The organism is Streptomyces sp. NPDC003691, assembly GCF_053981115.1.
Genome location: NZ_JBSFNQ010000017.1, coordinates 26,113 through 39,646 on the forward strand (window position 1 = coordinate 26,113; position 13,534 = coordinate 39,646).

Below are 13,534 nucleotides of genomic sequence, written 5' to 3' on the forward strand. Positions count from 1 at the left end.
CGGAATACCGGCGGGCGGGCGGCCCGGAGGCGTGGCGGGTGGAAACCGGGCGGCGGCGCGCGGGAAGGTGGCCGGGAGGTCACGGCGGAAGCGGAACCGCATTCCGTTGGACCGCGCCCTAGCGCTATGGTCCCCGTCGGCGGGTTGTCGATCGGCGGTCCGCCGCGCCCTCGGGGGAGGGAAAGGAACCGGACCCATGGCCGTACCCGTACCGCGACAGAGGAACTCCTCCGTCACCGGAGCCGAGGCATCCGCCTCCGCGCCCGCGCCCACCGGCGGCACCGGCACCGTGGCAGGAATGCCGGGAACGAGCGGCGCGGCCGCGCCCGGCGGAGCCACCGCTGCGGCCGCGGCAGCCGCGGGACCGTCCCCGGCCGAGCCCGCCCAGTTGACCCTGCTGGTCATCGAGGACGATCCGGCGGGGACGTTCACCGTGCCCGAGCTGTCCGAGTCCGGTGGCGGCACCGCGACCCGGGTCCGGATCCGGACCGCCCGGAATCTGACCGAAGCGGAGCGGCTGCTCACGGACGACGTCCACTGCGTCCTGCTCGACCTGGCGCTCCCCGGCGCCGCCGGGTCCGCGGACGGGCTCGGTCCGCTACGGCATGTGCTGCGGCTCGCGCCCCGCCATGCCGTGCTCGCGCTGACGACCTCGGGCGATACCGAGCGTGCCGCGGAGGCGGTCCGGCTGGGCGCGCAGGACCATCTCTTCCGGGACGAGCTGGACAGCAGGCTGCTGAGCCGTACCGTGCGCTATGCGGTGGAGCGCAAGCGGGCCGACACCGCGCAGCGCAAGCTCGCCGAGTCCAAGCTGCGGGCCCAGGAGAACGCCCGGCTGGAGCGCGGGCTGCTGCCCACGCCCCTGCTGGAGGGCTCGGAGCTGCGGTTCGCCTCGCGCTATCGGCCCGGCCGGTCCCGGGCGCTGCTCGGCGGGGACTTCTACGACACCGTCCGCACCCCGGACGGCACGGTCCACGCCATGATCGGCGATGTCTGCGGCCACGGCCCGGACGAGGCGGCCCTCGGGGTGGAGCTGCGGATAGCCTGGCGGGCCCTGACGTTCGCGGGGCTCTGCGGGGACGAGCTGCTCTCCACGCTCCAGCGGGTGCTGGAGCACGAGCGGGAGAGCGAGGAGATCTTCGCGACGCTCTGCACCATCGACATCGCCCCGGACGGCCGCCGCGCGGGCATCTGCCTGGCCGGGCACCCGTCGCCGCTCTTCCTCCGCGGCGGCCTGGCGGCGCAGCTCCTGCCGCACGAGGACGGCGGCCCGGCTCTCGGCCTGCTGCCGCGCGCCCGCTGGCCGCGCCACCAGATCGACCTGGGCGGCGCCTGGTCGCTGCTGCTGTACACGGACGGTCTGATCGAAGGCCGTACGGGACCGGGCGAGAAGCAGCGGCTGGGGCAGGAGGGCCTCCAGTCGATGATCACCCGCCTGCTGGCCTCGGGCCACGAGGGCGAGGCGCTGCTGGAGTCGTCGGTCGCCCAGGCGCGGGAGCTGAACGGCGGCGAGCTGACGGACGATGTCGCGGTCCTGCTGCTGAGCCGCGGCTGAGGGCCGCCGAGACGGCCCGGGGGCGGGCAGGCGCCCCCGGCGGCGGGTCGGCCGCCCGTACGGGAGCGGGCCCGAGGGCAGGCAGGCTGCCCATGCGGGAGTGGCCCCGGCGACGGGCGGGCCGCCCTTGCGAGAGCGGGCTCGGCAGCGGGTGGAAGGGCTCTACGGGGCTGGGGGCGGCCGGGGCGACGGCTCGGGGCCGCCGATGGCACCGGAGCGCGTGGGGCCGGAGCGCGTGCAGCCTGGAGGCGGGAGGCGCCCGCCTGTGGCACCGGAACGGGCTGCCCCGCGGCTCAGGTGACCGGGCACCCAGGAGTCGCCCGGCGCCCCGGGATCCCCGGCGGGACCGAAACCGGGACCGGGATACCGAGGCCGGTAGACCGAGGCCGGGAAACCGGGACCGGGCGGCGTGGGGCTTACCGGCCGCCGTTGTACGGGCCGTACGGGCCGTCGCTGCTGGAGCCGCCGCGGCGGCCGCCGCCACCGCCCGAGACCTGCTTGACCGCGGGCCGGACGTCCACGAAGAAGACGATCGTGGCGACCAGTCCGATCAGGGACAGGAAGAGCATCGGGATCAGCAGGTTCACCAGCACCGTGACGCCGAGGATGACCAGCCAGAAGGGCTTCGTCTGCTTGTCGGCCGCGCGGAACGCGTCCTCACGGGTGAAGGCGGCCATGACCAGCGCCGCCACGGACGAAACCGTGAAGACGAGAAAGAGGAACAGCGACAGCGAGAGGTCGAAGTTCTCACGCAGCATGGTGGCACCGCCTAGGGGGTCGATGGTGAAGCGCCCTTACCGGCAACCGTACCCGGCAAGGACGAAGAACGGACCGGACGCCTGAAAGGTGCCCGGTCCGCGCTCTTACACTCCTCTTCGCATCCGCGTGATCACTTCGCGGGCGGGTCGGTCTTCTTCGTGGCCGTCTTGCGGGCGGCGGGCGCCCGGCGCGGAGCCGGGGGCTTCTTCGCCGCGGCGGGCTTCGGCGCCGCCTTGGGCTCCGTCCCGGCCGCGGCCTTGCCGCCGCCCGAACCGGCGGCGGGCTTGGCGGACCGGGGCCGCGGCTTCGCGGCCGGCTTCGGCTCCCGCGCGGGCGGGGCGGCGGGCTCCGGCTCGACGGCGACCGCGATCTCGGTGATCTCCTCGGCCGCCTCGCCGCGCCAGGTGCGTACGGTCTGCTCACCGTGCTCGGCGACGCGCTCGTACGTCTCCCGGGCCTTCACGGCGTACTCGGCGGCGACACCGACACCCCGCAGGGCCAGGTCCTGGGCGGTCTCGCCGAGCTTCCGCAGGTCGTCGCCGTCCAGGCCGTTGAGCCCGGTGAAGACCTCGTTGACCTTCGCGGAGACGGTCGCCTGGGCCTCCTTGGCCTGGCCCGCCACCCGCTCCTGGACAGCCTTGGGGTCGGTGTTGCGCAGTTCGCTGAGGTCGTTGCGGATCCCCTCGATACGCTCCGGCGCCCCGGCCGCGAGGTGCTCGATCAGCGCGGGAACCTTGAGCGCCTGCTGCACGGCGAGGTCGGCCGTACCGGCGGCGAAGTAGAGGGGGGTGGGGTCGCTGAGGCTCTTGCGCAGTTCGCGCAGGTCATCGGTGATGGCCATGTCGGTGGTCCTCCCGGGACGGGGTTCAGTCCGAGCTCCGGGGCGTACGGTCGGCACTGCTGCCGCGCCGCCCGCCCTCCGGGCTCTCGTCTGCTTCGGCTTCGGCGGGCTTCTTCTGCGCACCCCGGGATCTCCCCGGGGCGCCCGGCCCCTCGGGCTCCTGGAGGTGCCGCACGACGTCCGCGCCCGCGGAGGCGGCCGTCGCGGCGGGGTCCGCGGCATCGGGGCCGTCCGTGACCTCGTATCCGTTCTCCTTGCGGAACGACTCGTAGATCTGGAGCAGAACGGCCTTCTGCCGCTCGTTTATGGAGGGGTCGGCGATGATGACCGCCCGCGTCTCCAGCTCCTCCCGGTCCCGCTCGTCCAGGATCCCGGCCCGCACGTAGAGCGTCTCGGCGGAGATCCGCAGCGCCTTGGCGACCTGCTGGAGCACCTCCGCGCTCGGCTTGCGCAGCCCGCGTTCGATCTGGCTGAGATACGGATTCGACACCCCGGCGGCATCCGCGAGCTGCCGCAGCGACAACTGCGCACTGCGCCGCTGTTCGCGGAGGTACTCACCGAGGTTGCCGACGTTGAGTGATGCCATGTCCCGATCGTGCCCCAGCTCCGCTAACTATTGCAAGCAGATGCTTGCAATAGTGCGCTACACAACACCACCGCCGCTGTGACCCGCAGCGACAGCTGGCGCTTCGCAGGGGAATCCGTCACCGGTCGCCCGAAGTCGCCGAGCGGTAATCCCCCAGGCCCTGGCCGGTGTGCGCCACTAGGTTGGGGTGCGTGGAGACACGGGGGCAGAGGTACCGGTACGTGGGTCCGGCCGAGCTGAAGGAGCTCGTCCGGACGGGTGATGAGGGGCGGAGCATCCGCTCGGCGGCGGACTTCGGCGAGTGGGTCTCGGCGCTGCCCCTGGACGAATTGGCCGAGCCGTTCACGTTCGTCGTGGATGGCGGCGGGGTGCTGCGACTGGCTCCGCGCCGCAGTGAGCACGTGGTGTGCGCCGGCGGCGGAGAGGTCCTGAGCGCCGGCGAGATGAGCTTCCGCGAGGAGTCCGGGCGGTGGGTGGTCGAGGAGGTCAGCAACCAGTCGACCGGCTACTGCCCGGATGTCAGCTCATGGCCCGCCGTGGCCGAGGCTCTGGACGGGATCGGGATCCATCGACCGCCCGGATTCACGCACGAGGTGGTCTTTCGCCGATGCCACTCCTGCCGGGAGCTCGGCATCGTGCGGGAGAAGGACTTCGTATGCGTCTTCTGCGGCGAGGACCTGCCGCGGGAGTGGAACGTCGGGGAGCCCGGATGACCGGTCGGACCGCGAAGATCGCATCGCTCTGCGAGTGCGGCAGCACGGCGGAGCGGCAGGTGAACCAGTTCGTCCTTCACGATGAGTTGTGGTGGGACTCGGAGTTCTCCTGCGGGTCCTGCGGCACCTACCTGTGCGAACACGCCGGTCCGGGACCAGCACCCGATGATGTCCGGGAGGCTCTCCTCGCAGCCCACGGGTCCGTCAGACTACGGCTGGCCGGTTCGGTTCCCAGTCTCGTCCCGGCTTTGAAGGTCTTTCGGGAGGCCGCAGGAGTCTCGCTGTCGCGCGCTCGTGAACTGACCGGGGAACTGAGCCACGACGGTCTGGTGGGGACGCTGCCGGAGATGGAGTTCCTGGAGGCCCGGCTGCAGAGGCGAGGAGTTCCCGTCGACATCAATCGGCAGCAGCCTCAAGGGGACTGAACCAGAGTGCCCCGGCACTGAAAACAATCTTGAACTTGGACTGTGGCCCACGATGATCAGACGTCTGCTGTCGGGTGCTGGTAGAACCGGGTCCCGGTGGCACTTGGTCCACGAGGCTCTGGGGGCGGTATGTCGGGACCGGCAGCTGGACTGTGGCTCTTCGAACCACGCGGGTTCGCGGATATCCTGGCCGATGCGGTCCCGTGGCTGGAGACCTTCTGCGAGCCGGTAGAGGCCAAGGCCGGCGGTGACGTGGATTTCCGGGTGCGAGACGGTTCGGCCCTGGGCCTGCAGGCCTTCGACCCGGCCGATGTCGGCGTGTTCTTCCTGTCGGAGGACGAGGAGATGCCCGCCGAGGACGAGGACTACTCGGCTTTCTCGCGGCCACCAGTGCAGGGGCTGATAGTCGGCGCCGGCTGCTCGGGGTCGATGAACCACGTGCTGCTCGGCCACCTGACGCTCGCTCTCGCCCGCCGTCTCGATGCGCTTGTCGATTTCGACGGACTCTTGTGCGGTTACCGCACCGCGGGAGGCAACACGAGCAACGAGGCAGTCCTGGCCCGGGCGAGAGCACTGGCGTCAGACCTCCCGGGAAGGCTCACGGAAGTCTCCTATGACACCGGCGGTGGGGACCGGTGGCTTCGGCATGTCGGAGACGTGGAATTCCTGGAAGCCTGGTTGCAGCATCCCGACTTCCACCTGAACAAGTAGCGCTGGAGCGCCGATTGCCGCGTCCCGACTCACGGTGCAGGCCGCCACTCGCGGTCAAAGCCCAGCGGGCATCGGACGCATCACCGCGATACAGACGACGAAGCGCGGTCAGGTGAGCTGCCCGGACCGCCCAACGGGGCGGGGCAGCAACGGATGTGACAGGGGAAGCCGGGCGAGTGCTCGTGCGACTCATCATCAAACTGCCCTCAATGCCCGTCGTCAGCCCGCATGGCTGACCCGGATGGCCACGGGAACGAGAACTACGCCCTGTGACCATCCGCGTGGCGGAACCACCGTCATCCTCCGGGACGATGTGCTCAACCACACCGTCCATGCCCCGCCCTGCGCGCGAGCCCCGGCCGCTACGTGGCGGCGTTCTGGCGCTCCAGCCACCGCAGGATCGTCCGGTTCGTCTCCTCCGGCATTTCCTGCTGGATCCAGTGGCCGCAGTCCAAGCCGGTCACTTCCACACCGGGCACGAACTCCGCCAGGTTCCCGGACCTTTGGATCGTGTCCCGGTCGCCGTAGATCATGAGTGCGGGCTGCCGGACGATGGGGTCCACGTCCGCCAGCAGATGCCAGTTGCGGTCGAGGTTCCGGTACCAGTTCACACTGCCGGTGAAGCCCGCGGATTCGAAGGCGGAGACGAAGACCGCCAGTTCGGCGTCGCTCATGACCGGATCACCGAGTGGTGTTTCGGCTTCGGCCAGGCCGATGAGCGCCATACCCGGCCGGGGTTCCGCGGGGGGCTCGTTCTTCCGGTACAGGTTGCGGAGGAACCGGAAGGCGTTTTTGTCGAATACGGCGTCCGCGACGCCGGGCCGCCGGTTGAAATGGACGAAGTAGAAGTCGGCACCGAAGACCTCTTCCATCCACTCGATCCAGGGCTTCTCGCCGCGCGCCATGTACGGCAGGCTCAGATTGACCACCTTGTCGACCCGGTCCGGGTGCAGCAGGGCCAGTGACCAGACGACCATGGCACCCCAGTCATGGCCGACGAAGGTGGCGTCCTCGTAGCCGTAGTGGTCGAGAAGCGCGACGAGATCGCCCGTCAGATGCGCGATGTCGTAGTCCGTCACTCCGGCCGGGCGGGACGAGTTTCCGTAACCCCGCTGGTTCGGGACGATGACGTGGTAGCCCGCCGCGGCAAGGGCAGGAATCTGATGGCGCCAGGAGAAAGCGTGCTCCGGCCAGCCGTGACAGAGCACGATGGGTTTCCCGGCACCCCGCCGGCCTGCTTCGAAGACCTCCAGTTCGACACCGTTGACGGAGACAAGAGCGGGCTCGGGGAAATCAGCGGGATCGAACATGGCATTTCCTCTCGTGCTGTTCGGAATTTCGGGGCGATCACCGGCGACAGGGGCGCCGGGGAGGCCGTGCCGCCATCTTGGGCAGCCAAAGCGGTCACCCCATGACCGGTTTCGCTGAAATCCTTCTCCGTATGCGAACCGACCGGCTGGTGGCCGTCCTCCTCCTGCTGCAACGGCGCGAACGGGTGACCGCGGCGGAGGTGGCCCGTGAGCTGGAGGTCTCCGAGCGCACCGCCCGCCGCGATCTCGATGCCCTGGCCATGGCCGGGGTGCCCGTGTACTCCGTGCAGGGCCGGGGCGGCGGCTGGCGCCTGGTGGGCGGTGCCCGCACCGACCTGTCCGGGCTGACCGAGACCGAGGCCCGCGCCCTGTTCCTGGTCGCCGGACCGGCCTCGGCCGCGACATCCGCCGCGACACCGGCCGTGAAAGCGGCTCTCCGCAAGCTCGTGCATGCCCTGCCGGAGCCCTTCCGGGTGCAGGCCGAGGCAGCGGCGGCGTCGTTGGTCGTGGATCCGCAGCGCTGGGGGTCGAACCGGGTCGAGCACCGGCCGCCGCGGTTCCTCGGCCCGCTCCAGGACGCGGTGATCCGCGGCGTCCAGGTGCGGCTCGGGTACACCGACCGCGAAGGCGCCGCAACCGAGAGGACCGTCCACCCGCTGGGGATCGTCGCCAAAGGCCCGTCCTGGTACCTCGTCGCCCATACCGAGGCCGGGCGGCGGACCTTCCGCGTCGACCGCGTATCGGCCGCCGAGCCGACCGGCGATCCCGTGCACCGGCCCGAGGGCTTCGACCTCGCCGAGTGCTGGCGCGGGATCGCCGACGAGATCGACCGCAGGCGTACGCCCCTCCGCATCCGGGCGGTGTGCGTGCCCCACGGGACGGACCTGCTCCGGATGGCGCTCGGCGACCGCCTGGAAGTGGGAGGCCCCACGGCCGACGGCCGTATCGAGGTCGTGATCCGCGGCCACAGCGAGTACCTGCTCGCCGGTGAGCTGGCCGGACTGGTCGAATGGGTGGAGGTGACCGGCCCTCCCGGGGTACGGGAACACCTGGCCGCGATCGGCAGCGCGCTCGTCGGGCGGTACGGCTGAGACCGCCCGCCCTTCGAGGGTGGCGGCTTCGCGCAGGCGGGCCGGGGAGCAGCCGGGCCGGGAACATGCAGGCCGGGGCGGGCAGGGCCGGGGCGGGCCGGGCCGGAAACTCGTTGGCCGACGGCCGCCCGCAGTCGTGAGACTCGGCGGGTGGCACTTCACCAGGACGAAATCACCGTAGCCGAGCCGCTGATCCGGTCGCTGCTGGCGGCACAGCGCCCCGAGTGGGCCGGGCTGCCGCTGGTACGGGCAGGCGGGGGCACGGACAACACCATGTACCGGCTGGGGGACGGGCTGCTCGTGCGGCTGCCGAGAACCGCCGGGCACGAGCGGGCCATCCGGAAGGAACGGGAGTGGCTCCCCCGGCTGGCACCCCTGCTTCCCTGCGCGATTCCCGAGCCGGTCCATGCCGGGACACCCACCGCCGCCTTCCCCCTGGCCTGGTCGGTGTACCGGTGGATCGACGGGGAGGAGCCCGGCCCGGGGACCGTCCGGGACTGGGCCGCCTTCGGGGCCGATCTGGCGGCGGCCGTACGGGCACTGCACCGCGCCGACCTCATGGGGGCGGTCCGCTCCGAGGGGCTCGACTGGTACCGCGGCGGCGGTCTGGCGCCCTGCGATCCCTGGGTCCGCGAAGCGTTCGACGACTGCCGGACCGCGCCCGGCGACGGGCTCGACGTCGACGCACTGGAGCAGCTGTGGGAAGCCGGGCTCGCGCTGCCCGACCCCGCCGGGCCGCCCGGCTGGCTCCACGGCGACCTCAAGCCCGGCAATCTCCTGGTCCGGGACGGCGCGCTGCACGCCGTCATCGATTTCGGGGGGCTCTCGGTCGGCCTGCCCGATGCCGAACACGCACCCGTCTGGGATCTGCCGCCCCAGGCGCGGCACGCCTACTGGGACACCCTCGGCCTCGACGGCCCGACCCGTATCCGGGCCCGCGCCTGGGCGGTCGCCGTGGCGGTGGCGGGGATCTCCTACTACCGGCACACGTTCCCCGCCTTCGTCGCGGAGTGCCGGGCGCGGCTCGGCGCGATCCTCACCGATGCCGCCGCTTGCTGAGGGCAGCACCCGGAGAATATTCCTTGACACGAATATTCTCAGCAGAGAATATTGGACGCATGGACGCACTGCTCACCGCACTGGCCGACCCCGCCCGGATGCGGCTCGTGGCCCTGCTGGCCGAGCGGCCCCGGCCGGTCGGAGTGCTTGCGCAGCTCGCCGGAGCGCGGCAGCCGCAGACCACCAAGCACCTCCAGAGCCTGGAACGGGCCGGGGTCGTCACCTCCCGGCGCAGCGGACAGCGGCGGATCTACGCGCTCCGGCCCGCTCCGCTGCGGGAGCTGGCGGCCGTACTCGGGCAGCTCGCCGATACCGCGGAGCGGGCCGGCGGGCCCGGGGAGACGTACGACCGGTACGGGCGGAGCCTCGAAACCGAGCGGCACGCCGCCCGGGGCACCGGCTGGGCGGACGGCCGTACGTTCCGGTTCGTACGGCGGCTGCCCGGGCGGCCGCCGGCGGTCTGGCGGCAGCTGACCGAGGCACCACTGCTGGCCCGCTGGTGGACGCCCGACGATCTGCGGGTCTCCGAGCTGGTCTTCGAGGCGCGGCCGGGCGGCCGGATCGCCCACGAGTACCGCGATGTCGACGACACCGGTGATGCCGGTGGAGCGAGTGGAGCGGATGGCTTGGACCGGGTGGCCGGGCGTTCGGAGGGCGTGGTCGAGGACGTAAGGCCGGGTGAGTACCTCGCGTACCGCGTCTCGCCCCTGCTTCCCGACGGCAGCCCCGCCTTCACCGCACACGTCGCCCTGGAGCTGCGCCCCGCGGAAGCGGAGACCGGCGGCGGCACGGAGCTCGACGTGCACTGGGTGATCGGCGACAGCACGGTCGCGTCCGCGGACTTCGTCGCGGGTATCGAAATCGGCTTCGGCCAGAGCCTGGACAAGCTCACGGCCGCCCTGGCCGCGGAGGCGGAGCGCCGCACCGAAAGCGGCACGGACGGCAGTAGCACGGGCAGCAACACCGATGGCAGTACCGACAGCACGGACAGCACCGACAGACACGGGAGTACGACATGACCACCCCCGCCGGACGCCGGGTGACCGCGAATCTCAGCCTTACCCTCGACGGCCGCTACAACGGCCCGGGCGGCGCCCACGACTTCGAGGCCTTCGCGCCTTATGTGACCTCCGAGACCGCACGGGACCATCTGACCCGCATCTGGCAGGACGCGACGACCGCGGTACTCGGCCGGATCAACGCCGAGGGGTTCCTGGCCTACTGGCCGGGTGTCGCCGAGGACGAGAACGCCGACCCGCGCGACCGCGGCTATGCGAAGTGGCTGGTCGGCACCGAGAAGGTGGTGTTCTCGACCACCCTGGCCGAGGCGCCGTGGCCCGGCGCCCGGGTGGTCGACGCTCCCGCGGCGGAGGTGATCGGGGAGCTGAGGGCCACCGGCACCGGCGACATCCTCGTCAACAGCAGCGCAAGTCTGATCAAAGAGCTGCTCGCCGCGGATCTGGTCGACCGGCTGTACCTCATGATCTTCCCCGAGATCGCCGGAAGCGGACAGCGGCTCTTCGAAGACGGGCTGCCCCGCACATCGTGGCGGCTCGTCCGGCAGGACACGGGCGCCTCGGGCGAGCTGGCACTGATCTACGACCGGGTGCGCTGAGCCGGCCGCCCTCCACCGCGGGAGCTCCGCCGCGGGAACTCCGCCATGGGATCTCCCCTGCGCGATCTCCGCCGCCGGATCTCCGCCGCGGGCCCGGGACCGCACCGGGGCAGGGGCCGCACAGGGCCCGGGACCGCACAGGGCCCGGGACCGCACAGGGCCCGGGACCGCACAGGGGTTCGTACGGCCGGTGGGTGGTCGGTACCGTGAAAGACATGTCGCATGTACCCCTGCCCGACCTCGCCCGGCTGCGCCGGGCCCGGGACACCATGGACCGCGACTACGCCCAGCCGCTGGACGTACCCGCGCTGGCGCGGATCGCGCTGATGTCCGCGGGCCACTTCTCCCGCAGCTTCCGCGCGGCCTACGGCGAGACCCCGTACAACTACCTGATGACCCGCCGGATCGAACGGGCCAAGGTGCTGCTGCGCCGCGGCGATCTGTCCGTGACGGAGGTGTGCATGGCGGTCGGCTGTACGTCGCTGGGGTCGTTCAGTTCACGCTTCACCGAGCTGGTCGGGGAGAGCCCGAGCGCCTACCGATCGCGGGACCACAGCGACAGCGCGGCCGTCCCCGGCTGTGTCGCCATGGTCCACAGCAGACCGGTCAGGATTCGAGAAGCGGGACCCGCCCCCGGTCCGTAGCGTGAAGTGCATGAACATCGAACTCGCACAGTGCTTCATAGCCGTCGACGACACCGACCGGGCGCTCACCTTCTACCGGGACGCGCTGGGGCTGGAAGTCCGCAACGACGTGGGCTGGGAGGGGATGCGCTGGGTGACCCTCGGCGCGCCCTCGCAGGACGTCGAGGTCGTACTCGAACCGCCGCTGGCGGACCCGGGCGCCTCCGAGGCCGACCGGCGGGCGGCCGCCGAGCTGCTCGCCAAGGGCATGCTGCGCGCGGTGAACTTCCGCACCGACGACGTCGACGCCACGTTCGAGAAGATCCGCGCCGCGGGCGGCGAGGTGCTGCAGGAGCCCATGGACCAGCCGTACGGCGTCCGCGACTGCGCCTTCCGGGACCCGGCGGGGAACATGGTGCGCTTCAACTCCGCGGCCCGGAAGCAGTCCGGGAAGTAGCCGCGGGAACGGTCCCCGGCCCGGCAGACGCCTCGCGGTGAGCCCCTCGGACGGGCGCCGCGAGGCGTTCGCGCGTCCAAACCCTTATTTCCCGCCATTTCCGGAGTGCGCCGGGCGCGCTCCGGGAGTGCCCCCGACGCGCCCGGTGCGGCAATACGCCTGATGTGCACCGCGCGTACGTAACCGGAGTGCGCCGCTCGCCGCTCCGAATGGCCGTGTTTTCTACGCCATTCACCGCGCCCGTCCACACCCGGTGGCGCAATTCTCACCCTCCGCAACCATGCGGCAACCTTGCGCCGGTTAGGCCGTACGCCTCCGGACCCTCGCCCGGGCCGCGCCCCTCCGCACGCCGCTCACCAGCGGATTCGCCCGCCGGGCCGGAACAGAGCCCCGGCCGCGGCCCGGTCGGCACACCCCGGAGCACCCGCATGTCCGGGCTCCGCGGCACATACGCCATCCGGCCGGATGGCGGAATGCGGCCGTTGGACAGCTCCGCCACCGACAGTACTATCCCACATAGTTGATCTATACACATAACCCCCCGCACATCTTCGTGTACACAGTGGTCGCATTCCGCAAAGAGGTGATCAAGCGTGGGGCCCCAGTTGACCGTTCCGCCGATCTACGCCCCGATACCCCCGGCGATCCACCCCCGGCACGCCACGATCGAGGCCCGGACGGCGGCATGGGCGGAGGCCTTCCGTATCGGCTCCCCGGAGCTGCGCGGCAGACTCGTCCGCCATGACATCGGCACCTTCTCCGCCCGTATCCTGCCCGACGGCCGGGAGGAGGTGGTGGAACTCCTCGCCGACTTCGTGCTCTGGCTGTTCGGCGTTGACGACGGCTACTGCGAGGAGAGCGATCTCGGCCGTCGGCCCGGCGATCTCGTCGGTGTGCTCCACAGACTGCTGCGCGTCGCCCAGGACCCCGGCGGCCCCTTCCTCCGCTCGGACCCGCTCGCCGCGGGGCTGCGCGATCTGCGGGCCCGGATCGACCGCTTCGGTACGTACACGCAGTCCACGCGCTGGGTGGACGCACTGCGCGAATACTTCTTCTCGGTCGTCTGGGAGGCCGACCACCGCCGCGCGGGTACGGTCCCCGATCTGAACGACTACACCCTCATGCGCTTGTACGACGGCGCTGCCACCGTCGTGTTCCCGCTGCTGGAAATGGCCCACGGCGACGAGCTGCGGCCGGGCGAGCGGGACCATCCGGCCGTCCGCGCCCTCTGCGAGATGACGTCGTTCATCATCAGCTGGGACAACGACATCTTCTCCCACCACAAGGAGGCGTCGGGGAACGGCTTCTACCTGAACGCGCTCCGCGTCCTCCAGCACCACCAGGGGCTCTCCCCCGCCGACGCCCTGACCACCGCGATCGGCCAGCGCGACCGGGTGATGTGCCTCTTCCTGAAACTGGCGGAACAGCGTCGGCGCACCGGCAGTCCCGAGCTGTGCCGCTATCTGGACGGCCTCCGGCACTTCGTCCGGGCCACCCAGGACTGGAGCGTCAGCTCGCTGCGGTACACCACCCCCGACAATCCGGCCCGCTTCGCCGGCACGTTCCGGTCGACTCCGACCGACGACAGCGCCGAACCGCTGGACATCCCGGTGATCCGCTGGTGGTGGTCCCTGGTGCCGGAGGAACGGACGACAGCCCGCCGCCGGCCGGAGCGGACCGCGGCCTGCTGACGGCCCGGACCGGAGCGAAGGGCGTTGTGCTGACGGCCCGGCCCGGCCCGGAGCGAACGGCGTTGTGCTGACGGCCCGGCGGCCGTGGTGCCCGGCCC

Annotated in this window: 15 protein-coding genes; 11 read left to right on the forward strand and 4 right to left on the reverse strand. The window is 71.5% G+C overall.

Translation table 11 applies throughout. The features are described 5' to 3' along the window. Nucleotides 1-196: 196 nt before the first annotated feature. Complete coding sequence (locus tag ACWDR0_RS11250; protein WP_456351393.1) at nucleotides 197-1,555, forward strand: PP2C family protein-serine/threonine phosphatase; 1,359 nt, start codon at nucleotides 197-199, stop codon at nucleotides 1,553-1,555. A 416-nt stretch (nucleotides 1,556-1,971) separates the two neighbouring features. Here ACWDR0_RS11250 and ACWDR0_RS11255 read toward each other — a convergent pair whose 3' ends face one another. From ACWDR0_RS11255 to ACWDR0_RS11265, 3 genes are all read right to left on the reverse strand, one after another. After that, nucleotides 1,972-2,313, reverse strand: a complete 342-nt coding sequence (locus ACWDR0_RS11255) for a DUF2516 family protein (protein WP_456351394.1) — start codon at nucleotides 2,311-2,313, stop codon at nucleotides 1,972-1,974. Between the two features lie 131 nt (nucleotides 2,314-2,444). Beyond that, nucleotides 2,445-3,155: a hypothetical protein gene (locus tag ACWDR0_RS11260; RefSeq protein ID WP_456351395.1), complete on the reverse strand. Its 711-nt coding sequence runs from the start codon at nucleotides 3,153-3,155 to the stop codon at nucleotides 2,445-2,447. A gap of 25 nt (nucleotides 3,156-3,180) precedes the next feature. Beyond that, complete coding sequence (locus ACWDR0_RS11265; RefSeq protein ID WP_456351396.1) at nucleotides 3,181-3,741, reverse strand: helix-turn-helix domain-containing protein; 561 nt, start codon at nucleotides 3,739-3,741, stop codon at nucleotides 3,181-3,183. 191 nt (nucleotides 3,742-3,932) lie between these two features. On the opposite strand from ACWDR0_RS11265, the gene ACWDR0_RS11270 reads away from it, so the two are divergent. From ACWDR0_RS11270 to ACWDR0_RS11280, 3 genes are all read left to right on the forward strand, one after another. Next, entirely contained in the window at nucleotides 3,933-4,454 is a 522-nt protein-coding gene (locus ACWDR0_RS11270; protein WP_456351397.1) for a hypothetical protein, read from the forward strand. Then, a complete protein-coding gene (locus ACWDR0_RS11275; protein ID WP_456351398.1) occupies nucleotides 4,451-4,879 on the forward strand; it encodes a hypothetical protein in 429 nt (142 codons plus the stop codon). The genes ACWDR0_RS11270 and ACWDR0_RS11275 overlap by 4 nt, the downstream gene beginning before the upstream one ends. A gap of 129 nt (nucleotides 4,880-5,008) precedes the next feature. Continuing rightward, nucleotides 5,009-5,590, forward strand: a complete 582-nt coding sequence (locus ACWDR0_RS11280; protein ID WP_456351399.1) for a DUF6368 family protein — start codon at nucleotides 5,009-5,011, stop codon at nucleotides 5,588-5,590. A 362-nt stretch (nucleotides 5,591-5,952) separates the two neighbouring features. Here ACWDR0_RS11280 and ACWDR0_RS11285 read toward each other — a convergent pair whose 3' ends face one another. Continuing rightward, nucleotides 5,953-6,900 (reverse strand): alpha/beta fold hydrolase, encoded by a 948-nt coding sequence (locus tag ACWDR0_RS11285; RefSeq protein ID WP_456351400.1) that lies wholly within the window; start codon nucleotides 6,898-6,900, stop codon nucleotides 5,953-5,955. Nucleotides 6,901-7,031: 131 nt separating this feature from the next. Between ACWDR0_RS11285 and ACWDR0_RS11290 the strand changes: the two genes are divergently transcribed. From ACWDR0_RS11290 to ACWDR0_RS11320, 7 genes are all read left to right on the forward strand, one after another. After that, nucleotides 7,032-7,991, forward strand: a complete 960-nt coding sequence (locus ACWDR0_RS11290; RefSeq protein ID WP_456351401.1) for a helix-turn-helix transcriptional regulator — start codon at nucleotides 7,032-7,034, stop codon at nucleotides 7,989-7,991. A gap of 150 nt (nucleotides 7,992-8,141) precedes the next feature. After that, the gene (locus ACWDR0_RS11295) at nucleotides 8,142-9,050 is read left to right on the forward strand and encodes an aminoglycoside phosphotransferase family protein (protein ID WP_456351402.1); all 909 of its coding nucleotides are present in this window, start codon (nucleotides 8,142-8,144) and stop codon (nucleotides 9,048-9,050) included. Between the two features lie 59 nt (nucleotides 9,051-9,109). Continuing rightward, nucleotides 9,110-10,069, forward strand: a complete 960-nt coding sequence (locus ACWDR0_RS11300; protein ID WP_456351403.1) for a metalloregulator ArsR/SmtB family transcription factor — start codon at nucleotides 9,110-9,112, stop codon at nucleotides 10,067-10,069. After that, nucleotides 10,066-10,665 carry a dihydrofolate reductase family protein gene (locus ACWDR0_RS11305; protein ID WP_456351404.1) on the forward strand — a complete coding sequence of 200 codons (600 nt, stop codon included), beginning with the start codon at nucleotides 10,066-10,068 and terminating at the stop codon, nucleotides 10,663-10,665. The genes ACWDR0_RS11300 and ACWDR0_RS11305 overlap by 4 nt, the downstream gene beginning before the upstream one ends. A gap of 215 nt (nucleotides 10,666-10,880) precedes the next feature. After that, on the forward strand, nucleotides 10,881-11,309 hold the full coding sequence (locus tag ACWDR0_RS11310) for a helix-turn-helix transcriptional regulator (protein WP_456351405.1): 429 nt from the start codon (nucleotides 10,881-10,883) through the stop codon (nucleotides 11,307-11,309). A 10-nt stretch (nucleotides 11,310-11,319) separates the two neighbouring features. Then, the gene (locus tag ACWDR0_RS11315) at nucleotides 11,320-11,745 is read left to right on the forward strand and encodes a VOC family protein (RefSeq protein ID WP_456351406.1); all 426 of its coding nucleotides are present in this window, start codon (nucleotides 11,320-11,322) and stop codon (nucleotides 11,743-11,745) included. 593 nt (nucleotides 11,746-12,338) lie between these two features. Then, complete coding sequence (locus ACWDR0_RS11320; RefSeq protein ID WP_456351407.1) at nucleotides 12,339-13,436, forward strand: selina-4(15),7(11)-diene synthase; 1,098 nt, start codon at nucleotides 12,339-12,341, stop codon at nucleotides 13,434-13,436. Nucleotides 13,437-13,534 lie beyond the last annotated feature (98 nt).

Bases quoted from the DNA above. Each gene is read 5' to 3' on its own strand.
- ACWDR0_RS11255 (WP_456351394.1), bottom strand. From the start codon at position 2,313: ATGCTGCGTGAGAACTTCGACCTCTCGCTGTCGCTGTTCCTCTTTCTC.
- ACWDR0_RS11260 (WP_456351395.1), bottom strand. From the start codon at position 3,155: ATGGCCATCACCGATGACCTGCGCGAACTGCGCAAGAGCCTCAGCGAC.
- ACWDR0_RS11300 (WP_456351403.1), top strand. From the start codon at position 9,110: ATGGACGCACTGCTCACCGCACTGGCCGACCCCGCCCGGATGCGGCTC.
- ACWDR0_RS11310 (WP_456351405.1), top strand. From the start codon at position 10,881: ATGTCGCATGTACCCCTGCCCGACCTCGCCCGGCTGCGCCGGGCCCGG.
- ACWDR0_RS11315 (WP_456351406.1), top strand. From the start codon at position 11,320: ATGAACATCGAACTCGCACAGTGCTTCATAGCCGTCGACGACACCGAC.
- ACWDR0_RS11280 (WP_456351399.1), top strand. From the start codon at position 5,009: ATGTCGGGACCGGCAGCTGGACTGTGGCTCTTCGAACCACGCGGGTTC.
- ACWDR0_RS11305 (WP_456351404.1), top strand. From the start codon at position 10,066: ATGACCACCCCCGCCGGACGCCGGGTGACCGCGAATCTCAGCCTTACC.
- ACWDR0_RS11285 (WP_456351400.1), bottom strand. From the start codon at position 6,900: ATGTTCGATCCCGCTGATTTCCCCGAGCCCGCTCTTGTCTCCGTCAAC.
- ACWDR0_RS11275 (WP_456351398.1), top strand. From the start codon at position 4,451: ATGACCGGTCGGACCGCGAAGATCGCATCGCTCTGCGAGTGCGGCAGC.
- ACWDR0_RS11265 (WP_456351396.1), bottom strand. From the start codon at position 3,741: ATGGCATCACTCAACGTCGGCAACCTCGGTGAGTACCTCCGCGAACAG.
- ACWDR0_RS11290 (WP_456351401.1), top strand. From the start codon at position 7,032: ATGCGAACCGACCGGCTGGTGGCCGTCCTCCTCCTGCTGCAACGGCGC.
- ACWDR0_RS11250 (WP_456351393.1), top strand. From the start codon at position 197: ATGGCCGTACCCGTACCGCGACAGAGGAACTCCTCCGTCACCGGAGCC.